This window comes from Pedococcus ginsenosidimutans, assembly GCF_039544395.1.
Taxonomy (GTDB): Bacteria; Actinomycetota; Actinomycetes; order Actinomycetales; family Dermatophilaceae; genus Pedococcus; species Pedococcus ginsenosidimutans.
Window position 1 is genome coordinate 153,763 of sequence record NZ_BAABLO010000004.1, and the last position, 22,097, is coordinate 175,859.

Sequence of the window (22,097 nt, forward strand, 5' to 3'; positions counted from 1 at the left end):
GCACACGGCCGTTCGGCCGATCTGAGTACGACTCCTCATCCGCAGGAGCGAAGCGGCCGCCACACTCGGGGCACCACGCGCACCAGCGCGCCCGTTCCTGGAGGACCGATGCCCCCGATCCCCTGCCCGTCCTGTGGCGCCGCCCTTCCTGCCGCACCGGTGGCCTGCCCCGCCTGCCGCCTGCCGCTGACCGGCCGCGAGGCCGTCCAGCTGTGGCAGCTCGACCAGCAGCTGGCCTCGCTGCAGACCCAGCGCGTCGCCCTGATCCAGGCACTGCGCGCCCGTGACGCCGTCACCGCTGACCCCGGCGGGACGCGACCCGCAGAGGGACCGCTCGCGACGACCCAACCGGCGCCCGCAGCAGGCGCTGCAGCGGGGGTCCCGGCGCCGCTCGGAGCTCCGCGCCGCCGGTGGACGACGCAGCAGACGCTGCTGGCAGTCGGGGTCCTGCTGGTCCTCGTGGCCGCGTCCATCGCGCTCGCCTTCGCCTGGTTCGTGATCGGGCCCTACGGCCAGATGGTGGTCATGGGCGGCCTCACCGCCCTCGCCGTCTACACCTCCCTCTACGTCTCCCGCCGCCGGCTGCCGAGCAGCGCCGAGGCGCTCGCGCTCGTCGCGTCCGGTCTCCTGCTCCTCGATGTCGCAGCAGCCCGCCGCTTCGGCCTGTTCGGGCTCGACCACGTCGGGGCGCGGGGCTACACGGTCGCCACCGGCCTGGTCGTCGCCGTCGCCCTCGCGGCACTGCACCGCACCGACCGGCGGATCGCCGCCTACGCCCTGACCTCGCTCACCGCGGCCTCGGTCGCCTGGGCGGCAGTCGTGTCGTTCGCGCACGGCCCTGCCGTGGCGGCCACCCTCGCCCTCCTCGGGGCGCTGGCCTTCGGTGCGGCCCGCGTCGCGCTGCCCGCCTCGCTGGGCCTGACCCGGCGGGCCGCGGGCGGACCTGCCTCCCTCTGGAGCGCCGTGTCCCTCACCACCGCCTTCGTGGGGGCCGGGCGCGCTGCCGCCCGCGAACCGTTCGGCGACCGCCTCACCGGCCCGAGCCCGAGTGGCCTGGGGTGCGTTGCGGTCCTCGTCGCGCTGTGCGTCGGCGCGACCCTCCTCGTGCGCCGGGTGGTCGCCGTCCGGGCCGGCCGGCTCGGCTCCCGGGCGGCGGTCCGGGCCGACTGGTCCGCCCGGCCGGTGTCCGGCGACTGGCGCGCGCTGTCCCTGGTCGCGCTGGTGGGCACCGCTGCTGGCCCTGCGGCGGTGCTCGGGCTCGGCCTGCAGGTGGGTGCCACCGGGACCGCCCTGCTCTCCGTGCTCGTCGCCGCCGCCGGCACGGCCCTGCTCGCCCTGCGACCGGCGCGGCAGTCGCTCGGCGACCTGTGGGTCCTCGTCCAGGTGGGGGTGGCCGAGCTCGTCCTCGTCGCGCTCGCGGTCGAGCACCACTCCGACGGCGCCACTGTCGTCACCCTCGTCGCCACCGCGGCCCTGGCTGCCGCGGCTGCCGTCCTGCGCCCCCGGTGGCTGGCTCCCGCGGCCGGCATGAGCGCCCTCGCGCTGCTGTTCGCGGTCGCCGTCGCCGGCGGGATGCGCTCGCCCGGGACCCAGGTCCTCGCCGTGACGGGGTACGCAGCCGTGCTCAGCGCCTTCGCCCTCGCCCGCCGCGGACGGCCCGACGAGCAGACCACGGGGGTCGTCGCCCTGCTCTCGTTCGTCCTCGCTCTTGCTGCTGCGGCACCACTGGCCGACGGGTACGCCGCGGCGACGCTCGCAGCAGGTGCCGTGGCCGCAGCCGCGACGGCGGTCCTGCGCCCCCGCCTGCGCCCGGCAGCAGCCGGCGTGTCCGCCGTCAGCGGCACCGGGGCCCTCTGGCTGGTGGGCGGCCTCGCCTCCCCGGACGTCCAGTGGCTCCTGCTCGCCCTCAGCGCGGCCTGCTCGCGACCCTGGCCCTCTGGTTGCGGGGGCGTCAGGAGGAGGTCGTGCTGGGGGCACTGGCCGGGCTCGCCGCGGTCGCCACCGTGGCCGTCGCCCTCGACCGCGGCTGGCCGCATGCGGCGTCCGGCTCCGCCGCGGCGTACGGCCTGCTCGCCGTCGTGTACGCCGCCCTCCCGCGCCGACGCGCGGTAGTCACGGTTGCCGTCGTGGGCCTCACCACGGCGACCTGGGTCGAGCTCCTCGAGGCGCACGTCTCGCGGCTGGAGGCCTACACGCTGCCCCTCGCGCTGCTGCTGCTCGCCGCAGGCCTGTGGTCCCACCGTGAGCTCGGCGACCGCTCGTGGACCGTGGCCGGACCGGCCCTGCTGGTCGCGCTGGTGCCGTCAGCGGCCGCGACGGCCGTCGCCGACGACCTCGCCCGCGCCCTGCTCACCGTGACCGTGGCGACGGCCGCGCTCGTCCTCGGCGCCTGGCGCCGGTGGCAGGCGCTGGTCGTGGTCGGCGCCGCCGCGGCGGCTCTCGTGGCCGTCACCCAGCTCGGGCCCTACACGCTGCACGCCCCGCGCTTCCTCACGCTCGGCACGCTCGGGGTCCTGCTGCTGCTGGTCGGCGCCCGCTACGAGCAGCGCCGCGACAACGCCCGCCAGGCGCTGAGCTGGTTGGCGTCGCTGTCCTGACGGCGCGCCCGGTACGGGCCCGACCGGGTCGGTCAGGCGCGTGTCGCCGCGGCCCAGGCCTCGAGCTGCCGCTCCGCCGCACCGCCGTCCAGGGCCTGCTCCGCCCGGTCCATCCCCGCGCGCACGTCGGCGAGGAAGTCGTCGTGGCCGGGGCCACGGTCCGGCACGGTCAGGGCCAGGGCGATACCCGCGTTGAGCACCACCGCGTCGCGGACGGCACCCCGACCGCCGGCGAAGAGCTCCCGCGCCACGGCCGCGTTGTGGGCGGCGTCGGCGCCGCGCAGGGCCTCGATGGGCTGGCGCTGCAGGCCGAGGTCGAGCGGGTCCAGCACGCGCTCGGTCACCTGGCCGTCCCTGACCCACCAGACCCTCGACGTCGTGCTGAGGGTGAGCTCGTCGAGCCCGTCGTCACCACGGAACACCGCAGCGTCCTTGCCGCGCCCGGCGAAGACCCCGGCCATGAGCGGGGCCATGCGCGGGTCGGCGACGCCGACCGCTGCATACGTCGGCTGGGCCGGGTTGGTCAGCGGGCCGAGGACGTTGAACGTCGTGCCCACGCCGAGGCCGCTGCGCGCCGCCGCGGCGTGCTTCATGGCCGGGTGGAAGGCCTGGGCGAAGCAGAAGGTGATGCCCGCCTCGTGGGCGACCTGCCGGACCCGCTCCGGCGACAGGGTCAGGCTAACGCCGAGCGCCTCCAGGACGTCGGCCGAGCCCGAGGACGAGGACGCCGCGCGGTTGCCGTGCTTGACGACCCTGATCCCGCTGGCGGCGATGACGATGGCGGACATCGTCGAGATGTTGACCGTGTTGGACCGGTCGGCGCCGGTGCCCACGATGTCGAGGCTCGGGCCGGGGACCTCGATGCGGTTGGCGTGGGCCAGCATCACGTCGGCGAGTCCCCGCAGCTCCTCGACCGTCTCTCCCTTGGACCGCAGCGCCACGAGGAAGCCGGCCACCTGCACGGGCGACGCCTCGCCACCCATGACCTGGTCCATGGCCCACGCGGCCTGGTCGGTCGTGAGGTGGTCGCCGGCGATCAGGCGGGTGAGCAGGTCGGGCCAACTGGGCGCAGTGGGCGCGCCTGCGGTGCCCACGGGGTCGGACACCCCGCTCAGGACGCGGCCGGGCGCCCGCGACGACCCAGCTCCGCCACTGCAGCCGACAGGGCGATGGGGTCGAGCGGGTGCGGGACGGCCAGGTCGGCCAGGGACCAGGTCGCGAGCCAGCCGTCCTGCGGCCGGCCGGTGAGGACCAGGACCGGGGGGCACCGGAAGATCTCGCTCTTGAGCTGGCGGCACAACCCCAGGCCACCGACGGGAGCGGCCTCGCCGTCGAGCACCAGGACGTCGAACGAGGACGACTCGACGGCCTCGATGACCGCTGCCGCGGTGGCGCACTCGCGCCACGTCCCGACCTCGACGTCCCGCGCGGGACGCCGTCCGACGTTGACGCGCACGGCGTCACGGGTGGTGCGGTCGTCGCTGTAGAGAAGCACCGAGATCTTGCGGACCGAGGAGCCCGCGGAGTTCGGCGTGTCGGCAGCGGTCGCGTGCGAAGCGGTCATGGCGCCGATGCTACCGGTGCGTGCCCGGCGCACCGTCGAGTGGCCGCCACCCGCCCACCACCCGCCCGTCGTCCGGACCCGTGCGGACGCTTCCGGTAGCCGCCGGAGACCGGGTTCGGCACCCGCCGGGGGGTCGGGGGTGTGCCCGTCGGGGAATGGGCAATAATGGCGCTCGTGGCGACAGCATCCGCAGTGACCTCCGAACCCTCCCGCTCCGCCGGGAGCATTCCCGGACACGGTCCGGTCTCCCGACCCAACATGGTGTCGGTGGGCACGATCGTCTGGCTCTCCAGCGAGCTGATGTTCTTCGCGGGCCTCTTCGCGATGTACTTCACGATCCGCTCGGTCGAGCCCGACCTGTGGAAGGTGAAGACCGACGTCCTCAACGTCCCCTACGCCACGGTCAACACGATCATCCTCGTGATCTCCTCGGTGTGGTGCCAGCTCGGCGTCCACGCCGCCGAGCATGGCAAGCCGCACCGCGGCGCCGCGAGGCTGCTGTCCCTCAAGGAGTGGGGCATGCGCGAGTGGTACGTCCTCACCTACGTCTTCGGCGCGATCTTCGTCTCCGGTCAGGTGCTGGAGTACTCCGAGCTCGTGCACGAGGGCATCACCCTCTCCTCCGACGCCTACGGCTCGGTCTTCTACCTCACCACCGGCTTCCACGCCCTCCACGTGACCGGTGGCCTCCTGGCCTTCCTGCTCATCATCGGCCGCACGTTCACGACCCGTCACTACAGCCACGCGCAGGCAGCGGGCGCGGTCGTGACCTCCTACTACTGGCACTTCGTCGACGTCGTGTGGATCGCCCTGTTCGCCACGATCTACCTGCTGCAGTGACGCCCCCCGACGTGAGCCCCCGCTCGACCGCCCTGACCGCCCCCACCGACAGGACCGCCCCGTGAACGCCCTGGCCGCCCGCAGACGACACTCCGCCGCGATCGCCCTGCTCCTGCTGCTCGGCCTCGTCGTGACCGGCGTCGCCTACTCGTTCCTCTCCCCGAGGCAGGCAGACGCGGCTCCGGCCGCCGCCGGCCAGATCCAGGACGGCAAGAAGCTCTTCCTCGCCAACTGCGCGACGTGCCACGGCCTGCAGGCCCAGGGCACCAAGGCCGGCCCCACCCTGGCCGGCGTGGGTGCCGCTGCCGTCGACTTCCAGGTGGGCACCGGCCGCATGCCGATGGCTGCCCCCGACGTGCAGGCGCCGCAGAAGCCCAAGCAGTTCGACGACAAGGAGATCGCCGCCCTCGCGGCGTACGTCGCCTCGCTCGCCCCCGGCCCCGCCGTCCCGGACGCCGACGTCAGCAGCGGCAAGGGCGGTGACGTCGCCAAGGGCGCCGAGCTGTTCCGCGTCAACTGCGCCATGTGCCACAACTTCGCCGGCTCCGGCGGTGCGCTCACCCGCGGGAAGTACGCGCCGAGCCTGCGCGACGTCGAGGGCAAGCACATCTACGAGGCCATGGTCACCGGGCCCCAGTCGATGCCGGTCTTCAACGACACCAACATCTCCCCCGAGTCCAAGAACGACATCGTCGCCTACCTCCACGCGGTCGACAAGCAGGAGAACGTCGGCGGCATGAACCTCGGCAACCTCGGCCCGGTCTCCGAGGGCCTGTTCGTCTGGGTCTTCGGGCTCGGCATCATGGTCGCCTTCGCCGTCTGGCTGGGGAAGAAGGCCGCGTGATGGACAGGTCACACCCGATGGCCACTTGCGCGCCGATGGCGCACCATGGAAACCACGACTGCGACGCGACAGGACCGATCTCACGATGAGCGATAACGGCACGCCCCACGGCGAGGTCGTCAGCCACGACTCCGACGGCTACGGCGCCTCCGCCGTCCGCCTGGACCAGGGTCACATCGAGGGCACCGGGGGTCTCCCCGAGCGCTTCGAGAACCCCGGCCTCCCGCCCCACGTCGCCCGCATGGCCGACCACGACGAGAAGGCCGCCAAGCGGGCCGAGAAGCAGGTCGCGACCCTCTTCGGTCTCTCCAGCCTGTTCACGGTCGTGTTCGTCGTCGCGTTCTTCGCCATCGACCGCGAGTCCACGGCGTTCATCCCCGGCATCGGCCAGACCAGCCTCTACAACGTCGTCATCGGCGTCTGCATGGCCATCGCCCTGCTCGGCGTGGGTGTCGGCGCGGTCCACTGGGCGAAGACGCTCATGCCCGACGCGGAGTCGGTCGAGTACCGCCACACCCAGCGGGCCAGCGACGAGGACCGCCAGCGCGTGGTCAGCGAGCTCACCCAGGGTGGCGAGAAGGCCCAGCTCGGTCGCCGGCCGCTCATCAAGTACTCGCTGCTCGGTGCGCTCGCGCTGCCGCCCCTGACGCTCGTCGTGCCGCTGGCGGCCGGCCTCGGCCCCGTCCCGAAGGACGCGCTGTCAAAGACCATGTGGAAGAAGGGCGACCGGCTGGTCCGCGACCCCGAGCGCACCCCCATCCGCGCCGACCAGGTCACCATCGGGTCGGTGTTCCACGTGCTGCCCGAGTCGATCAAGGACTCCGAGCACGTGCTGGAGGACAAGGCCAAGGCCGCCGTCCTGCTCATGCGCCTCAACCCCGAGGACATCAAGCCCCAGAAGGAGCGCGACTGGGGCCACGAGGGCATCGTCGCCTACTCCAAGATCTGCACCCACGTGGGCTGCCCCGTGGGTCTGTACGAGCAGCAGACGCACCACCTGCTGTGCCCCTGCCACCAGTCGACGTTCGACGTGACGCAGGACTGCAAGGTCATCTTCGGCCCGGCCAAGCGACCGCTGCCGCAGCTCAAGATCACCGTTGATTCCGAGGGTTACCTGGTGGCCGACTCCCCGTTCCGCGAGGCTGTCGGCCCGAGCTTCTGGGAGCGTGGACACGCATGAGCACCACACAGACCTCCCGCGGCGCCGACCGGCTCCGCGCTGACGACCCCAAGACCGAGGCTCCGCCCGCCGCCGGCCTGAAGGCCGTGGGTGGCGTGGCGGGCTGGCTGGACGACCGCACCGGTGCCGCCAAGCCCATCGGCTACCTCATGAAGAAGGTCTTCCCCGACCACTGGTCCTTCATGCTCGGTGAAGTCGCCATGTACTCGATGATCATCTGCCTGATCTCGGGCACGTTCCTCACCTTCTGGTTCGTGCCGAGCGCCGGGCAGGTCGTCTACGACGGCTCCTACCTGCCGCTGCGTGGCGTGACGATGTCCGAGGCCTACCGCTCGACGGTCGACATCTCCTTCGACATCCGCGGTGGCCTGCTCATCCGCCAGATCCACCACTGGGCCGCCCTGATGTTCATCGTCGCCCTGTCGGTGCACATGCTGCGCGTGTTCTTCACCGGTGCGTTCCGCAAGCCGCGCGAGATCAACTGGGTCATCGGCTGCATCCTGTCGATGCTGGCGCTCGTCGAGGGCTTCGCCGGCTACTCCCTCCCCGACGACCTGCTGTCGGGCACCGGCCTGCGTGCCGCCGAGGGCTTCATGCGCTCGGTGCCGGTCATCGGCTCCTACCTGTCGTACTTCGTGTTCGACGGACCCTTCCCCGGCGAGGCGATCATCCCGCGCCTGTACTCGGTGCACGTGCTGCTGCTCCCGGCGATCCTCGTGGGCCTGTTCGTCGCCCACATCGGCCTGGTCTTCGTGCACAAGCACACCCAGTTCCCCGGGCCGGGCAAGACCAACGACAACGTCGTGGGCTTCCCCGTGATGCCGGTGTACGCCGCGAAGGCCGGTGGGTTCTTCTTCATCGTCTTCGGTGTCCTGGCCCTGATCGCGGCCCTGGTGACCATCAACCCGATCTGGGCGTACGGGCCGTACGACCCGTCCCCGGTCACGGCCGGCTCCCAGCCGGACTGGTACATGGGCTTCGCCGACGGTGCACTGCGACTGCTCCCCGGCTGGCTGGAGTTCAACGCCTTCGGGTTCACGTTCTCCTTCAACGTCATGATCGGCGCCATCCTGCTCATCCCCGTGATGTACGGGCTCATGGCCGCCTACCCGTTCCTCGAGCGCTGGGTGACTGGTGACGAGCGCGAGCACCACCTGCTCGACCGTCCCCGTAACAACCCGACGCGCACCGGGCTCGGCATGGCCGCCCTGACCGCGTACGGCGTGCTCATGTTCGCCGCGGGCAACGACCTCATGGCGATCAAGCTCGGGCTGTCGATCAACGACATCACGCACATCCTGCGTGCGGCGTTCTTCGTCGCCCCGCCGATCGCGTTCTGGGTGACCAAGCGCATCTGCCTGTCGCTGCAGCGTCGTGACCGCGACCTGGTGCTGCACGGTCGCGAGACCGGCCGCATCGTGCGCACGGCCGACGGACGGTTCTTCGAGCAGCACGAGCCGATCGACGAGTACACCCGCTGGCTGCTCGTGCAGCACGACAAGCAGGAGCCCCTGCAGCTCACGGCGGGCGTCGACGAGCACGGGGTGGTCTCCCCCACCGCGCGCAAGGACAAGGTCCGCGCCGCCCTGTCGCGGTTCTACTTCGAGGACCGCATCGACCCGGTGACGCCTGCCGAGCTGGCCGCCGCCCACCACGACGGCCACGCCCTCGAGGCGATCGAGGAGGCCCCGCACGAGGAGTCGGGTTCGCGCCCGGCCCTGGAGAGCGCTCGCAGGGAGCCCCCCAAGCGTCCCTGACGCCCCCGCAGACCCCTCCCTCTCCCGTGTGCCGCCTGCTCCCCCGAGCAGGCGGCACACGGCGTTCCAGGGGTCCACCACCCGTACGGGGGGCGTGGCAGGCTGGGTGCGTGGTCGAGATGGGGACGCAGGAGTTCGAGGAGGCGGTCGGCGACGCCCTGGACGAGGTGCCGGCCGAGCTCATGGCGCTGCTGGACAACGTCGTCTTCCTCGTGGAGGACGAACCACCCGCCGAGGACCCGGACCTCCTGGGCGTCTACGACGGCACGCCGCTGACCGAGCGCGGCGACGGCTGGGCCGGCGCGCTCCCCGACCGCATCACCATCTTCCGGGGCCCACTGACGCGGATGTGCGAGGACCGCGACGAGCTGCTCGACGAGATCGCCGTCACGGTCGTGCACGAGATCGCCCACCACTTCGGCATCGACGACGCCAGGCTGCACGCACTGGGCTGGGGCTAGACGTCCCTCGCGTCCCGGCTCAGCGCAGCCGCAGGCCGAAGGCCTTCGCCATGGACGGCGCCGTCGCTCCGCTACCGAGCGGGGTCGTGCCGGTCACCTCGGCGTACAGACGCGTGAGCGAGTAGTGCGTCAGCGGCGTGGTGACCACGACGTGGTCCAGGGACGGGTGGGCGACGACCGTGAGCACCTGGTTGCCTGCGGAGTGGTCGTCCTCGTCCGCCGTGAGCACCACGGCCAGCCGGCCGGCACGCCAGTCCGGTCCTGCCTCGATGAGCTTCATCCGCTCCGCGAACCAGGCGTCCGCCGTGGCCAGCGGGCAGTTGTGCGCGTCGTTGCACAGGTCGGGCAGCAGCATCCCGGCGTTCGGCAGGTGCCCCGAGCGGACGTCGGCGTCGAACGCCGACAGCGGCAGGTTGTGGCGGGCGCACTGGGCGGCCTCGGCGGTGAAGTAGGGCCACGGGTTGTGTTTCACCGCGTAGTCCCCCGAGCTGGTGTGCTCGCAGGGGCTCGTCATGCCCTCGACGTACACCGCCGCGGTGCGTCCCTTCGCCAGCGCCGCCCCGAACACCGACGGGCCGGGCACGGGGTGCGCGGAGGGCGGGGCGTCGTCGGCGATGCCGTGGGTGCTGCCCGAGGCGATGGCGACGTAGTTGGGCAGCGACGGGTGGCGGATCGCCGTGTAGTGGCTGGCGTAGCCGTAGCGCAGGGCCAGGCCGTACGTGTAGGGCATCGCGGCCCGCATCTGCGCCAGCGAGTGGTTCTCGACCACCACGACCAGCAGCTTGTCGACCCCCGCTGCGGCGCTGGTGGCACCGGTGCTCGTGCTGCTGCCGGTGCCGGTACCCGTACCTGGGCTAGAGGTCGACGACGTGGAGGAGGACGCTCCGCCCGTGGTGGTCCCCGAATACGCCACGGTGCCCGAGGTGCAGGCTCCCACCAGGGCCGTCGACGCCAGCAGGACGCCCAGCGCCACCGACCGCGCCCGCCGCGTCCGCGTGCTCTCCCGCCGTGTGCCCCGGATGGTCACGAGAGCGCGCTCTGCGCCTTCCAGCCGTCGTAGGTGTACTGCCACACGCCGATCCCCTCCGTGGGCAGGAACGGACGGTTGGACCCGGTGAACTTCACGACGTCGCCGACCTTGGACGCGTCGAACATCCACTGCGCGTTGGCCGGGGACATGTTGACGCAGCCGTGGCTGACGTTGGCGTTGCCCTGGGAGGCCACGGACCACGGCGCCGAGTGGAGGTACTCCCCCGTCCACGTCACACGGAGGTTGGACTGGGTGACCTCCTTGTAGTAACCGGGCTTGCCCTTGGGGATGCCGAGGGTCGTCGAGTCCATGGTCACCTCACCCTCCTTGCGGATGATGACCTTGGTGCCCGAGCGGGTCTCGGTGAGCTTCCCAGGGCGTCCGGTGCTCACGGGGATGACCTTGATGACCTTGCCGTCCCGGCGGACGGTCATCATGTGCGCCTTGATGTCGACCGTCGAGATCATCATGGACCCGACGGTGAAGCCTGCCGAGTCGTCGTTCGCTATCCACTTGTCGGGGCCGGTCTGCAGGCCGGCGAGCGGTGCGCGCACGGAGACGGTCGTCCCGGGCTTCCAGTAGGTGACGGGGCGCCACATGAGCTGGCGGTCGTCCAGCCAGCCCCAGGCGCCTGCCTGCTTCGGCGAGGTGGTGACGGTGACCCGCTTCTCGACCTCGGCGCGCATCGCCTTGCTGGTCACCGCGGAGTCGAACTGGATGCTGACCGGCATGCCGACACCGACGGTCTGCCCGGCGTAGAGGATACCGTAGGTGGCGGTCACCTTGGGCTTGAGCGTGGTGAAGCTCGAGGTGGTGGTCGACGGCGTGCCGTCCTCCCCCTCGGCCGAGACCGTGACGGTGTACGCGGTGCTGGGCCGCAGCCGGGCCGTGGACGTCCAGGCCCCCTGGGCGAGCTTGCCCTCGACGGCCTTGCCGTCGGGGTCGGTCACCCGCACGGTCGACAGCTTCCCGGAGACCGCCCTGACCTTGACGGGGGCATCCGGGCGCACGCCCGTGGCCCGGTCGGCAGGGGTCACGTCGAGCTCGGCGGGGACGGACGTCGTGGTCGAGCTCGACGACGAGGACGGGGTGCCCCCGGCCGCCGCACCGGTGCCGGCTGCGCTCGTGCCGGGGCTCGCAGCGCCGCCCTGGCAGCCCGCGACCAGCGCCATGGCGAAGACCCCGGCGAGGACGCCGGCCATCCCGCGCGTCCGAAGTGAACGACTCACCACTCAAAGCTCCCTGTGTCCCCAGCGCCGCCGCGCGGCGCCTCCTGCCCGTACTCGGTCCACCGTGGGCCCGGCACGGCAGACACACCGGCAGCACCCGCACCCGGACAGACGCCGCAGGACGCCGTCAGGTTGGCGGTGACGGTCCACCCGCGGGCAGGCCGTCCGGTCATCGTACGCTGCCGCACCTGAACGCAGACACCGACAGGCGCCCCCACCGCGCTGCGGGAGGACGCCTGTCGGACGACGCGGGGTCAGACCGCGTGCGGGCCCTTGAAGTACTCGAACGTCCAGCCGACCAGCGCGACGGCGCCGAGCACGGCGCCGATGATCAGCAGCCACATCCCGACGGCGAGGCCGAGGAAGCAGACCGCGGCACCGGCGGCCAGCGGGAGGGGCCACCAGGAGTGCGGGCTGAAGAAGCCGTACTCGCCCTCCTGCTCGGCGATCTCACCACCGGGGTTGTCCTCGGGGCGCTCCGGCAGACGACGCGCGGTCGCCCACAGGTAGAACGCCACCATCATCCCGAGGCCCGAGGAGAGGAACAGCCCGGCGGGGCCGACCGGCTCCTTCCAGTGGGTGAAGATGCCGTAGGCGAGGCCGACGGGTGCGAAGAACGCAGCGAGGATGACGAAGAGCTTGTACTCGATCTTCATGGTCAGTCGCGCTCCTCGTGGAACCGGGGGTGCTTGTCCTGGTCGTACTCACCGGTGCGGTGTCCGTGCTCGCCCTCACCCACCTGCGCGGGCCCGATGATCCGGGTCAGCGTGTCGGGGTCGGCCTGCAGGCCACCACCCGGGGCGGCCTCGGGGTGGTGCAGGTCGAACGCGGGACGCTCGGAGCGGATGCGCGGGATGGTGTCGAAGTTGTGCCGCGGCGGCGGGCAGGAGGTCGCCCACTCCAGCGAGGCGCCGTAGCCCCACGGGTCACCGGTCTCCACGAGCGGAGCGGTGCGCCAGGTCTTCCACACGTTGTAGAGGAAGGGCAGCGTCGAGGCGGCCAGCAGGAACGAGCCGTACGTCGACACCTGGTTCTCCCAGGTGAAGCCGTCCTCGGGCAGGTAGTCGGCGTAGCGGCGGGGCATCCCGTCGACGCCCAGCACGTGCTGGATGAGGAACGTGGTGTGGAAGCCGACGAACAGCATCCAGAAGTGGATCTTGCCGAGCGTCTCGTCGAGCATCCGCCCGGTGAACTTCGGCCACCAGAAGTAGAACCCGGCGAACATCGCGAACACGACGGTGCCGAAGACGACGTAGTGGAAGTGGGCGACGACGAAGTAGCTGTCGGAGAGGTGGAAGTCCAGGGCGGGGCTGGACAGGATGATGCCCGTCAGGCCGCCGAACAGGAACGTCACGAGGAACCCGATCGCCCACAGCATCGGCGTCTCGAAGGAGAGCTTGCCGCCCCACATCGTGCCGATCCAGTTGAAGAACTTCACTCCCGTGGGCACCGCGATCAACATCGTCATGACCGAGAAGAACGGCAGGAGCACCTGGCCCGTGGCGTACATGTGGTGCGCCCAGACGGTGACGGACAGGGCCGCGATGCCGATGGTGGCGAAGACGAGCGTCTTGTAGCCGAAGATCGGCTTGCGGGAGAACACCGGCAGGATCTCGGAGATGATCCCGAAGAACGGCAGGGCGATGATGTAGACCTCTGGGTGCCCGAAGAACCAGAACAGGTGTTGCCACAGCATGGGCCCACCGTTGGTGGGGTCGAACACGTGGGCACCGAACTTGCGGTCGGCGCCGAGCGCGAGCAGCGCGGACGCGAGCACCGGGAAGGCCATCAGCACCAGCAGCGAGGTGATGAGGATGGTCCAGGTGAAGATCGGCATCCGGAACATCGTCATGCCGGGTGCACGCATGCAGATGATCGTCGTGATGAAGTTGACGGCGCCGAGGATCGTGCCGAAACCACCGAGGGCGAGGCCGAAGACCCACAGGTCGCCACCGAGGCCGGGGCTGTTCGAGGCGTCGGACAGCGGGGCGTAGGCGAACCACCCGAACGAGGCCGCACCCGAGGGGGTGAGGAAGCCGGCCGAGGCGATGAGGCCACCGAAGAGGTAGAGCCAGTAGGCGAACATGTTGAGCCGCGGGAACGCCACGTCAGGCGCCCCGATCTGGATCGGCATGAGCGCGTTGGCGAAACCGGCGAACAGCGGCGTCGCGAAGAGCAGCAGCATGATCGTGCCGTGCATGGTGAACAGCTGGTTGTACTGCTCGGGGTTGTCGACGATCTGCAGGCCCGGCTGGAAGAGCTCGGCGCGGATCAGCAGCGCGAGCACGCCGCCGAACATGAAGAAGATGAACGAGGTGATGAAGTAGAGGTTGCCGATGACCTTGTGGTCGGTCGTCGTGATCCACTTCACGACCGTCTGGCCCTTGGTGAGGCGACGGGTTGCCGTCGCCTCGGTGGAACGGAAGTAGGTCGAGGTCGACTCGGTTGCGGCTGCCATCACTTCGTCCCTGAGTCCTGGAGGATGCCCTGCTGGTTGGGCATGATCTTCTTCGAGCTGAGGCTGTTGTCGAGCTGACCGGTGTTGCCGGCCGCCTTCAGCTGCGCGATGTGGGCGTCGTACTCGGCCTGCGGCACGACCTTGACGTTGAAGAGCATCTGGGAGTGGTAGGCCCCGCACAGCTCCGCGCACTTGCCCTTGAAGTCACCGACCTCGGTCGGCACGACCTGGAAGCGGTTGACCCGGCCCGGGATCATGTCGAGCTTCTGCAGGAACGCCGGCACCCAGAACGAGTGGATGACGTCACGCGCCGTCAGCACGAACTCGGTGCGCTTGTTGACCGGCAGGTAGAGGGTGGGGAGGTTCTTCTCCGCGCCCGGCTCTCCCGTGAGCTCGGCCTGGGTGCCGGTCTCGTAGGTCTGCTCGTTGACGTAGTTGAAGTCCCAGCTCCACTTCTTGCCGACGACGTTGACCACGACGTCGGGGTGCTTGGAGGTGTCGAGCAGCGTGGCCTCGTCACGGGCGGTGTAGTAGAAGAGCACCGCGATCATGAAGACGGGGACCACCGTGTAGAGGATCTCCATCGGCACGTTGTAGCGCAGCTGCACCGGGAGGGTGGTGTCGTCCTTCTTGCGGCGGTAGGCCACGACGCACCAGAGGATGAGGCCCCACACCAGGACGCCCACGGCGAGCGCGGCGATCCAGGCGCCGTTCCACAGGCGGGTGACCTGCTCGCCGTTCTGGGTGGCGGCACGGGGGAGGAAGCCGTCCTGGACCCTGCCGGCACAGCCGGACAGGGCGAGGGCGGCGACCGCCAGGCCGAGGGCCGTGGTGGATCTCCTGCTAACGGACCGCCGCCGGTGAGGGCGCGGCGCAGAGACGTCGTGCTGACGCAACGGTGCACCTTCTTCGAAACAGTGATGGGCCATCAAGCGCAAACCCTACTCCAGCCCGAACGGCCCGGCCGGGCAGGGTGCGGCTAACGTCGGGGTGTGGCGAACCCCTCCCCCGACGGCCCCGTCGACGGCGTCGTCCCGCCCGACGCGGCCACTCCCGGCGCCCCTTCGAGCACCGTCCCCAAGGGCCCTCGCGCGCTCCTGGACGCCGCCCCGGGGCCCATGCACCCGGTGGCCCGCGACACCCTCGCGGCAGCCGTCGACGCCGGCTGGGCGGACCCCCGCAGGCTGCACCGTGAGGGCCGGGTGGCCCGCCGCCTGCTCGACGACGCGAGGGCGGTGCTGGCCGAGGGCCTGGGGGTGCGCCCCGAGGAGGTCGCCTTCGCCCCGGACGGACCGACCGCCGTCCGCTGGATGGCTGACGGGCTCAGGTATGCGGCCCGCCGCCGGGGAGCCCGCGTCGTCGCCTCCGCCGTGGAGCACTCCGCGGTGCTCGTACCCGCCCGCCACGCGGCAGCCCTCGGCGGCGACGGCGACCTCGTGGACGAGGTGGCTGTCGACCACCTGGGGCGGGTGGACCTGCAGGCCTGGGCCGCCGCCGTCTCCCGACCGGGCACCGTCGCAGCGCTCCTCCAGCACGCCAACGGCGAGGTCGGCACCCTGCAGCCCCTCAGAGCGGCCCACGAGGTGTGCCGGGCGGCAGGCGTCCCCCTCGCCGTCGACGCCCAGGCCTCCCTCGGACGGGTGGCGCCGCCGGAGCACTACGACGTCCTCGCCGGTGACGCGTCGTCCTGGGGCGGCCCGGGTGGCGTGGGCGTGCTCGTCGTGCCGTCGCGCACCCGGTGGCTGCGGCCCGGCCCGGCCGACCCGGACGCCGGGCTCAACGGGCCCTCCGGCCACCACCCCTGGGTGCCGCTCGCCCTGTCCGCGGCGGAGGCGTGGCAGCAGACCGCTGCCACCCGGCAGGCCGACGCCACCGAGGCGCACCTGCTGGTTGACCTCGTGCGCCGGGCGGCTGGGGCGGTGCCCGACGTCGAGGTGGTGGGCGACCCGCTCGACCGGCTCCCCCACGTGGTCACGTTCTCGGCGCTGTACGCCGACGGCGAGGCCCTGGTGCGCGAGCTCGACCGCCGCGGCTACGCCGTCGCCTCGGGGTCCGCGTGCACGTCCAGCACGCTCGAGCCGAGCCACGTCCTGGCCGCGATGGGGGCGCTGACCCACGGCAACCTGCGCGTCACCCTGCCGCTCGCCGCCGTGTCCCCCGGCCGCGCCGAGGACGTCCGGGGGTTCACCGCCCAGATCGAGCCCGTCGTGGCCGCGGTCCGGGCCGAGCTGGGGGCCGACCGCTTGTGAGCGACGTCGACGACGGCGCGGGCCGTTCCGGCGCGCAGGACGACCGTGACGTCGAGGTGGTGGACGCGCGTGGCCTCGCGTGCCCCGTACCGGTCATCCGCCTCGCCCAGCGCGCCCGCGACGCCGCGCCCGGGACCGTGGTGGAGGTCTGGGCGACCGACCCGGCCGCGGCGGCGGACGTGCCCGCGTGGTGCCGGATGCGCGGGCAGGACTACCTCGGGGCGCGCTCGCGCGCCGGCGCGGACGGGACCGGCTGGACCGCGTACCGGGTCAGGGTGGGCGACGCGCCGACCCGTGCGGTCACGGCGTGAAGGTGGGCGGCGGCGCGTCCAGGGCGGCATCGAGCCGCTCGAGGTAGTCCGCGCGCGGGATCGAGACGACCCCCAGGGTGCGCAGGTGGTCGGTGGCCCACTGCACGTCGATCATCCGGCGGGGGTCGCCGTCGGCGAATACGAAGCCGGCCATGGCGAGCACCGCCGCCTTGGACGCGTCCGTCGCCCGGTGGAACATCGACTCCCCCGCGAACAGGCCCCCCACGGCGAGGCCGTAGAGCCCTCCCACGAGCTCGCCGTCGCGCCACGTCTCGATGCTGTGCGCCCAGCCCAGGGCGTGGAGCTCGGTGTAGGCGTCGCCGATCTCGGGGGTGATCCAGCGTCCCTCCCTCGAGGGGTCGGCGCAGGCGGCCAGCACCTCGTCGAAGGCCGTGTCGACCCGCATCTCGAAGTGGCGCAGGGACCGGCGCAGCGACCGGCTCGCGTGGGCCGCCCCCGGGAGGAGGACCCCCCGCGGGTCCGGCGACCACCAGCCCAGGGGCCGCGCGCCGTGCTCGCCGAGCCCCATGGGGAAGACCCCGCTGCGGTAGGCCTCCAGCAGGGTGCCGGCGCGCAGGTCACCACCGACCGCGACCAGGTCCTCCCCGGCCTCGACCTCCGTCAGGTCGAACTCCCAGGACGTCGGGAGCGGTTCGATGGGGTCCTTCACGGGCTTACGGGGCCACGCAGGCGATGTGGGGCTCGATGGTGTCGGCCGAGGCCTGGCCGTAGGCGTCGGCGAGGCGCTGCAGGAAGCTCGCCTTGCCGAGGGTGTACTCCTGCGTGCCCACGGTCTCGATGACGTAGGTCGCGAGCATCGACCCGAGCTCGGCCGCGTGCCGCAGGCCGAGGTCGGCGGCGAGGCCGGTCAGGAAGCCGGCGCGGAAGGCATCGCCCACGCCGGTCGGGTCGGCTCGGCGCACCTCGCGGGCGACGTGCACCTCGACGGGCTCCTCGCCCCTGCGCTCGATGGTCACGCCGTCCTTGCCCTTGGTCGTGACGCGGGTGGTGACGCGGTCGGCGATCTCCTCCGCGCTCCACCCGGTCTTCTGTGACGTCAGGGCGGCCTCGTACTCGTTGGTGAGCAGGTAGTCGGCCCCGTCGATGAGCTGGCGGATGGTCTCCCCGTCGGCGAACGCGAGCTGCTGGCTCGGGTCGGCCGCGAACGGGATCCCCCGCGAACGGCACTCGCGGGTGTGCCGGAGCATCGCCTCGGGGTCGTTGGCCCCGATGACCACGAGGTCCAGGCCGCCCACGCGGTCGGCGATGGGGCCGAGCTCGATGGCCCGGGCCTCGCTCATGGCGCCCGCGTAGAAGGTCGCGATCTGGGCCATGTCCTCGTCGGTGGTGCAGACGAACCGCGCAGTGTGCTTGGAGTCCGAGACGTGGACGGAGGCGCAGTCGACGCCGTTGCGCTCCAGCCAGCTGCGGTAGTCGGCGAAGTCCTCGCCGACGGCGCCGACGAGGATCGGGCGCTGGCCGAGGTTGGCCATGCCGAACGCGATGTTGGCGGCCACGCCTCCCCTGCGGACCTCGAGGTCGTCGGCGAGGAACGACAACGACACCTTGTCGAGCTGCTCGACGACCAGGGAGTCGCGGAACCTGCCCTTGAAGGTCATGAGGTGGTCGGTGGCGATGGACCCGGTGATGGCTATCTGCACGTCGGGAAACCTACCCGGTCACGGCGCCGGGGGCGCCACCCGACGGCTGCCCCGTGGTGTCGGCCGCGTACGTCGGTTGCCCGTTGCCGACCCACGGCAGCCGGAGCAGCATGACTCCATGACCGACCTCGAGCACGACTTCTCCGGGCTGCGCGCCATGTTCGTCAACTGCACCCTCAAGCGCTCCCCGGAGCAGAGCAACACCCAGGGCATCATCGACGCGAGCGCGGCGATCATGACCAGGCACGGCGTGCAGGTGGACGTCGTCCGGGCGATCGACCACGACATCGCCACCGGCGTCTACCTCGACATGACCGAGCACGGCTGGGAGCGCGACGAGTGGCCCCTGCTGTTCGCGCGCATCCTCGATGCCGACATCCTCGTCGTCGCCGGGCCCATCTGGCTCGGCGACAACTCCTCGGTGACCAAGAAGGTGATCGAGCGGCTGTACGCCGGGTCGTCGATGACCAACGCCGCCGGGCAGTACGTCTACTACGGCAAGGTCGGCGGGGCGGTCATCACCGGCAACGAGGACGGCATCAAGCACTGCGCGTCCAACATCCTCTACAGCCTCCAGCACATCGGGTTCAGCATCCCGCCGGGCGCGGACGCCGGGTGGATCGGCGAGGCCGGCCCCGGCCCGTCGTACCTCGACCCCGGCAGCGGCGGCCCGGAGAACGAGTTCACCCAGCGGAACACCACCTTCATGACGTGGAACCTCATGCACCTCGCCGCCATGCTCAAGGCCGCGGGCGGGTTCCCGGTGGGCGGCAACCAGCGCACCGAGTGGGACGCCGGGGCGCGGTTCGACTACCCCGAGCACCCCAACCCCGAGTACCGCTGACCACGGGTACCGCTGACCCCGAGTACCGCTGACCACGCGCCACCCCGGGTACGACGAAGGGGCCCCACCACGCGGTGGGGCCCCTTCGGGGTACGGCGTGTGCCGCGGCGGCTCAGCTGAAGGAGTCGCCGCAGGCGCAGGAGCTGCCGGCGTTGGGGTTGTCGATCGTGAAGCCCTGCTTCTCGATGGTGTCGGCGAAGTCGATGCTGGCGCCCTCGAGGTAGGGGGCGCTCATGCGGTCGACGACGACCTCGACACCGTCGAAGTCGCGGACGAGGTCACCGTCGAGGGTGCGCTCGTCGAAGTAGAGCTGGTAGATCAGGCCGGAGCAGCCACCGGGCTGCACGCCCACACGCAGCCGGAGGTCGTCGCGACCCTCCTGCTCGAGGAGGGACTTGACCTTGGCGGCGGCGACGTCGGAGAGGAGGACGCCGTGGGTGGTCTCGGCGGCCTCGGCCGGAGCCGTGGTGCTGGCCGGAGCGGTCTGGTCCTGAACACTCATCGTGATGCGTCCTTCATGTCGGTGGTCGGGGGTCGGCTGACCATCAGTGCCAACCCGCGGTGTGCGGGAGTTGTTCCCCCGCGCCCCACCACTGTACGTCGTGCCTATCGCTGGGGGGACCAGGTGGCCGCGACGCGGGCGGCGCGTGCCGCCAGCGTGCCGACCGGGTCGGCCATCGCCGCCTCGACCTGCTCGCGTGAGGTGGCCACGGCGTAGGTGCCCGAGAGCCCCAGGGTCATGGCCTCGCGTCGTCCGACGAGCGTCTGGCCTGCGATGACGATGCTCGGGGTGGCCGTCTCCAGAGCGACCGTGGCGACCCCCGCGACGACCTTGCCCTGCAGGCTCTGCCAGTCGAAGCTGCCCTCGCCGGTGACGACCAGGTCGGCGGCGGCCAGCAGGTCGCGGAACCCGACGGCCGACAGCACCTCCCCGACACCGCTCACCCGACGACCGCCCAGGAGGTACAGCGCGTAGCCGAGCCCGCCCGCGGCGCCGGCACCCGGCTGCTTGTCCAGGCGGACCGGCTTGCCGGTCAGCAGGTCGGTCGTCTCGGGGAGCGTGCGCCGCACCACCTCGACGTACCGGCCCAGGGCCCCCTCGAGCGCCTGGGCCAGCTCGGGCGAGGCCCCCTTCTGGGGGGCGAACACGGCCGACGCGCCCTGCAGCCCCAGCAGCGGCGACTCGACGTCGCTGGCCAGCACGAGCTCCACCGGGGCGAATCGCTCGCGGACGGCGTCGAGGCCGGAGAGGGCGTCGTCGCCGAGCTCGCCGAGCGAGAGCCCACCCCGGGCGAGGTCCGCGGGACGGCCGACCCCGAGCGCCGCGAGCAGCCCTGCTCCCCCGTCGTTGGTGGAGCTGCCACCGAGCCCGACGACGATGCGTGTCGCCCCGGTCGTGAGCGCAGCCTCGAGCAGCTGCCCCACCCCCCACGTGCTGGTCAGGGCAGGGTCGCGCTCACCGGCGTCGAGCAGGTGCAGCCCCGCCGACTGCGCGGACTCGACGTACGCCGTCCGCCCGGAGTCTCCCTCGACCACGAGGACCGCGGCGGGCACCTCCCGCCCCAGGGGGTCGGCGACGGTCACGGCCAGGGTCTGGGCGTCCGGGAGCGCCCCGCCCAGCACGTCGAGGAAGCCGGGGCCGCCGTCGGACAGCGGCAGCAGGGTCAGCAGGTCCTGCGGCGCGGTCCGTCGCCAGCCGTCGGCGATGGCCTGGGCGGCCTGCTGGGCGGTGAGGGTGCCGGTGAAGCAGTCCGGGGCGATGACGACGTGCACACGCGCATTGTCGCAGCGTCGCCACGGGCGGTGGTCCGGTGCCACCGCCGGGCCCGACATCCCGGGCGCACGGACCGCTCCCGGTCGGCCGCCCGCAGCCGTGCCGATCCGGCTCCCGGCGGCGTTCCCGCAGGTCAGCGTGCTCGAGCCGCTGCCGGACGGGACCCGGTGGAGGCCCGACGACAGGGGGTCCGGGACCCCGAACCGACAGTTCGCCGCACCCCGTGGTCCCCAGGCCCCGGCAAAAAGGAGGAGACTGGACCAATGCGCCCCCGACAGCCCGCCAAGAAGCCAGTCCTGAAGAACAGCCCCTTCCAGGCGAAGCCCGCCCCCGAGCTGCACGACTTCGCGGTCGACGACAGGGTCACCCACGACCGCCACGGCCTGGGTTCGGTCCTGCGGATCACCGGAGACCGGATGGAGGTCCGCTTCGGCCAGAGCACCGTGAGCGTGGCCCTCAACAGCACCAAGATCCACCCCCTCTAGGCCGGCCCCCTCAGGGCACGAGCGAGGCGTCGAGCAGCCGCCTCGCGGTGTCCACGTCACCCTCGACACCCAGCAGGGCCGGGTCGGCCCGGTGCCAGAGCGCGAGGTAGAGGTGCGTGGCCGGCCCGCTGACCGTCGCCACGGCGTCCTCGGCGACCCCCTCGTCCACGACCGGGACCCCGTCGCGCAGGCGCAGGGTCCACGCGACACCGACGTCGGAGCAGGCGAGGGCGACCGCATCCGTCGCGGGGACGACGGCCTCCGGCGGCTCGTCGGCCCGGCGCACGAGCATCCTCGGCACGAACACCCCCAGTACCTCCCCCACGCCGTCGGCGGCCTCCTGCGCCGAGAGCACCGGCAGCGAGGTCACCCGACCCGACAGGTCGAGGCTGCCGGCAGCCACCAGGGCGTCGACGTGGTGGACGGCCGTCTCGTGCAGCTGACGGCGTCGCCAGAACCGGACGGTGGCGTGCGCGGGCACGGCGGAGAAGCTCCACGCCGGCGCGTCCGCCTCCCTCCCGCCGAGGGTCCGGCACAGGGCCGCGGCGCTCGCGGCGTACCACTCGGCGAGGTCACGGCCGCGGTCCCGGCGGGGGTACGGGTCCGGGGCGGCGCCGGTGCGCACCGCGGCCTCCGCCCAGAGGTGCACCCGGCCGAGGTGGTCGACGAGGGTGGTGACGTCCCAGTCCGGGCACGTCGGCACGGGCAGCGAGGGGTCCAGGGCGGCGACGGTCGCGGCCATGCTCTGCGTGACCCGCTCCAGGGCCGTGGTCGTGGCTGCGTCGTCCATCGGCCGAGCGTACGGTGCCGGGC

General features: G+C 72.1%; 23 protein-coding genes. 11 read left to right on the forward strand and 12 right to left on the reverse strand.

Annotated features, from left to right (window positions below; translation table 11 throughout):
• Window positions 1–108 precede the first annotated feature (108 nt).
• Together ABEA42_RS05530 and ABEA42_RS05535 are read left to right on the forward strand one after the other, a co-directional pair.
• Window positions 109–2,112, forward strand: a complete 2,004-nt coding sequence (locus tag ABEA42_RS05530) for a hypothetical protein (RefSeq protein ID WP_345501709.1) — start codon at window positions 109–111, stop codon at window positions 2,110–2,112.
• Window positions 2,079–2,597 (forward strand): SCO7613 C-terminal domain-containing membrane protein, encoded by a 519-nt coding sequence (locus ABEA42_RS05535; protein WP_425572025.1) that lies wholly within the window; start codon window positions 2,079–2,081, stop codon window positions 2,595–2,597. The genes ABEA42_RS05530 and ABEA42_RS05535 overlap by 34 nt, the downstream gene beginning before the upstream one ends.
• Window positions 2,598–2,629: 32 nt before the next feature.
• On the opposite strand, the gene trpD is transcribed toward ABEA42_RS05535, so the two are convergent.
• Window positions 2,630–3,703, reverse strand: a complete 1,074-nt coding sequence (gene trpD, locus ABEA42_RS05540) for an anthranilate phosphoribosyltransferase (RefSeq protein WP_345501711.1) — start codon at window positions 3,701–3,703, stop codon at window positions 2,630–2,632.
• 5 nt (window positions 3,704–3,708) lie between these two features.
• Window positions 3,709–4,161, reverse strand: a complete 453-nt coding sequence (locus ABEA42_RS05545; RefSeq protein ID WP_345501713.1) for a response regulator transcription factor — start codon at window positions 4,159–4,161, stop codon at window positions 3,709–3,711.
• A gap of 165 nt (window positions 4,162–4,326) precedes the next feature.
• On the opposite strand from ABEA42_RS05545, the gene ctaE reads away from it, so the two are divergent.
• From ctaE to ABEA42_RS05570, 5 genes are all read left to right on the forward strand, one after another.
• Window positions 4,327–5,001: an aa3-type cytochrome oxidase subunit III gene (ctaE, locus tag ABEA42_RS05550; RefSeq protein WP_425571991.1), complete on the forward strand. Its 675-nt coding sequence runs from the start codon at window positions 4,327–4,329 to the stop codon at window positions 4,999–5,001.
• A 61-nt stretch (window positions 5,002–5,062) separates the two neighbouring features.
• Window positions 5,063–5,845, forward strand: a complete 783-nt coding sequence (gene qcrC, locus ABEA42_RS05555; protein ID WP_345501714.1) for a cytochrome bc1 complex diheme cytochrome c subunit — start codon at window positions 5,063–5,065, stop codon at window positions 5,843–5,845.
• 85 nt (window positions 5,846–5,930) lie between these two features.
• Window positions 5,931–7,025 carry a cytochrome bc1 complex Rieske iron-sulfur subunit gene (gene qcrA, locus ABEA42_RS05560; RefSeq protein ID WP_345501716.1) on the forward strand — a complete coding sequence of 365 codons (1,095 nt, stop codon included), beginning with the start codon at window positions 5,931–5,933 and terminating at the stop codon, window positions 7,023–7,025.
• On the forward strand, window positions 7,022–8,782 hold the full coding sequence (qcrB, locus tag ABEA42_RS05565) for a cytochrome bc1 complex cytochrome b subunit (protein ID WP_345501718.1): 1,761 nt from the start codon (window positions 7,022–7,024) through the stop codon (window positions 8,780–8,782). Before qcrA ends, qcrB begins: the two co-directional genes overlap by 4 nt.
• A 119-nt stretch (window positions 8,783–8,901) precedes the next feature.
• Window positions 8,902–9,243, forward strand: coding sequence for a metallopeptidase family protein (locus tag ABEA42_RS05570; RefSeq protein WP_345502602.1), 342 nt, complete (start codon window positions 8,902–8,904; stop codon window positions 9,241–9,243).
• 19 nt (window positions 9,244–9,262) lie between these two features.
• Here the strand turns inward: ABEA42_RS05570 and ABEA42_RS05575 are convergent, their stop codons facing one another.
• The 5 genes from ABEA42_RS05575 to ctaC form a co-directional block, all read right to left on the reverse strand.
• Entirely contained in the window at window positions 9,263–10,270 is a 1,008-nt protein-coding gene (locus ABEA42_RS05575) for an alkaline phosphatase family protein (protein ID WP_345501719.1), read from the reverse strand.
• Window positions 10,267–11,502 (reverse strand): L,D-transpeptidase, encoded by a 1,236-nt coding sequence (locus tag ABEA42_RS05580; RefSeq protein ID WP_345501720.1) that lies wholly within the window; start codon window positions 11,500–11,502, stop codon window positions 10,267–10,269. The genes ABEA42_RS05575 and ABEA42_RS05580 overlap by 4 nt, the downstream gene beginning before the upstream one ends.
• 254 nt (window positions 11,503–11,756) lie before the next feature.
• Complete coding sequence (locus ABEA42_RS05585) at window positions 11,757–12,158, reverse strand: cytochrome c oxidase subunit 4 (RefSeq protein ID WP_345501722.1); 402 nt, start codon at window positions 12,156–12,158, stop codon at window positions 11,757–11,759.
• A gap of 2 nt (window positions 12,159–12,160) precedes the next feature.
• A complete protein-coding gene (gene ctaD / locus ABEA42_RS05590) occupies window positions 12,161–13,960 on the reverse strand; it encodes an aa3-type cytochrome oxidase subunit I (protein WP_345501724.1) in 1,800 nt (599 codons plus the stop codon).
• Window positions 13,960–14,856 (reverse strand): aa3-type cytochrome oxidase subunit II, encoded by an 897-nt coding sequence (gene ctaC / locus ABEA42_RS05595; protein WP_425571992.1) that lies wholly within the window; start codon window positions 14,854–14,856, stop codon window positions 13,960–13,962. The genes ctaD and ctaC overlap by 1 nt, the downstream gene beginning before the upstream one ends.
• A 96-nt stretch (window positions 14,857–14,952) precedes the next feature.
• Between ctaC and ABEA42_RS05600 the strand changes: the two genes are divergently transcribed.
• Both ABEA42_RS05600 and ABEA42_RS05605 read left to right on the forward strand, forming a co-directional pair.
• Window positions 14,953–16,209, forward strand: a complete 1,257-nt coding sequence (locus tag ABEA42_RS05600; protein WP_345501725.1) for an aminotransferase class V-fold PLP-dependent enzyme — start codon at window positions 14,953–14,955, stop codon at window positions 16,207–16,209.
• Window positions 16,206–16,520, forward strand: coding sequence for a sulfurtransferase TusA family protein (locus tag ABEA42_RS05605; protein ID WP_345501726.1), 315 nt, complete (start codon window positions 16,206–16,208; stop codon window positions 16,518–16,520). Before ABEA42_RS05600 ends, ABEA42_RS05605 begins: the two co-directional genes overlap by 4 nt.
• Here ABEA42_RS05605 and aat read toward each other — a convergent pair.
• Complete coding sequence (aat, locus tag ABEA42_RS05610; protein WP_425571993.1) at window positions 16,510–17,190, reverse strand: leucyl/phenylalanyl-tRNA--protein transferase; 681 nt, start codon at window positions 17,188–17,190, stop codon at window positions 16,510–16,512. The two genes, ABEA42_RS05605 and aat, sit on opposite strands and share 11 nt — an antisense overlap.
• Window positions 17,191–17,194: 4 nt before the next feature.
• Window positions 17,195–18,181 carry a carbohydrate kinase family protein gene (locus ABEA42_RS05615; protein ID WP_345501727.1) on the reverse strand — a complete coding sequence of 329 codons (987 nt, stop codon included), beginning with the start codon at window positions 18,179–18,181 and terminating at the stop codon, window positions 17,195–17,197.
• 118 nt (window positions 18,182–18,299) lie between these two features.
• Here ABEA42_RS05615 and ABEA42_RS05620 point away from each other — a divergent pair, with 118 nt between their 5' ends.
• A complete protein-coding gene (locus tag ABEA42_RS05620) occupies window positions 18,300–19,025 on the forward strand; it encodes a flavodoxin family protein (protein WP_345501728.1) in 726 nt (241 codons plus the stop codon).
• A 112-nt stretch (window positions 19,026–19,137) separates the two neighbouring features.
• On the opposite strand, the gene ABEA42_RS05625 is transcribed toward ABEA42_RS05620, so the two are convergent.
• Together ABEA42_RS05625 and ABEA42_RS05630 are read right to left on the reverse strand one after the other, a co-directional pair.
• Window positions 19,138–19,527, reverse strand: coding sequence for a HesB/IscA family protein (locus ABEA42_RS05625; RefSeq protein ID WP_056883931.1), 390 nt, complete (start codon window positions 19,525–19,527; stop codon window positions 19,138–19,140).
• 104 nt (window positions 19,528–19,631) lie between these two features.
• Window positions 19,632–20,798 carry a glycerate kinase family protein gene (locus ABEA42_RS05630; protein WP_345501729.1) on the reverse strand — a complete coding sequence of 389 codons (1,167 nt, stop codon included), beginning with the start codon at window positions 20,796–20,798 and terminating at the stop codon, window positions 19,632–19,634.
• A gap of 264 nt (window positions 20,799–21,062) precedes the next feature.
• Here ABEA42_RS05630 and ABEA42_RS05635 point away from each other — a divergent pair, with 264 nt between their 5' ends.
• Window positions 21,063–21,284: a hypothetical protein gene (locus ABEA42_RS05635; RefSeq protein WP_344190265.1), complete on the forward strand. Its 222-nt coding sequence runs from the start codon at window positions 21,063–21,065 to the stop codon at window positions 21,282–21,284.
• A 10-nt stretch (window positions 21,285–21,294) separates the two neighbouring features.
• On the opposite strand, the gene ABEA42_RS05640 is transcribed toward ABEA42_RS05635, so the two are convergent.
• A complete protein-coding gene (locus tag ABEA42_RS05640; protein WP_345501732.1) occupies window positions 21,295–22,074 on the reverse strand; it encodes a maleylpyruvate isomerase N-terminal domain-containing protein in 780 nt (259 codons plus the stop codon).
• Window positions 22,075–22,097 lie beyond the last annotated feature (23 nt).

What these genes read in the sequence shown, in the direction of transcription:
- ABEA42_RS05530 (WP_345501709.1), top strand. Translation starts at nt 109, where the DNA reads ATGCCCCCGATCCCCTGCCCGTCCTGTGGCGCCGCCCTTCCTGCCGCA.
- ABEA42_RS05545 (WP_345501713.1), bottom strand. Translation starts at nt 4,161, where the DNA reads ATGACCGCTTCGCACGCGACCGCTGCCGACACGCCGAACTCCGCGGGC.
- ctaE (WP_425571991.1), top strand. Translation starts at nt 4,327, where the DNA reads ATGGCGCTCGTGGCGACAGCATCCGCAGTGACCTCCGAACCCTCCCGC.
- qcrA (WP_345501716.1), top strand. Translation starts at nt 5,931, where the DNA reads ATGAGCGATAACGGCACGCCCCACGGCGAGGTCGTCAGCCACGACTCC.
- qcrB (WP_345501718.1), top strand. Translation starts at nt 7,022, where the DNA reads ATGAGCACCACACAGACCTCCCGCGGCGCCGACCGGCTCCGCGCTGAC.
- ABEA42_RS05570 (WP_345502602.1), top strand. Translation starts at nt 8,902, where the DNA reads ATGGGGACGCAGGAGTTCGAGGAGGCGGTCGGCGACGCCCTGGACGAG.
- ABEA42_RS05585 (WP_345501722.1), bottom strand. Translation starts at nt 12,158, where the DNA reads ATGAAGATCGAGTACAAGCTCTTCGTCATCCTCGCTGCGTTCTTCGCA.
- ctaD (WP_345501724.1), bottom strand. Translation starts at nt 13,960, where the DNA reads ATGGCAGCCGCAACCGAGTCGACCTCGACCTACTTCCGTTCCACCGAG.
- ABEA42_RS05620 (WP_345501728.1), top strand. Translation starts at nt 18,300, where the DNA reads ATGACCGACCTCGAGCACGACTTCTCCGGGCTGCGCGCCATGTTCGTC.
- ABEA42_RS05625 (WP_056883931.1), bottom strand. Translation starts at nt 19,527, where the DNA reads ATGAGTGTTCAGGACCAGACCGCTCCGGCCAGCACCACGGCTCCGGCC.
- ABEA42_RS05635 (WP_344190265.1), top strand. Translation starts at nt 21,063, where the DNA reads ATGCGCCCCCGACAGCCCGCCAAGAAGCCAGTCCTGAAGAACAGCCCC.
- ABEA42_RS05640 (WP_345501732.1), bottom strand. Translation starts at nt 22,074, where the DNA reads ATGGACGACGCAGCCACGACCACGGCCCTGGAGCGGGTCACGCAGAGC.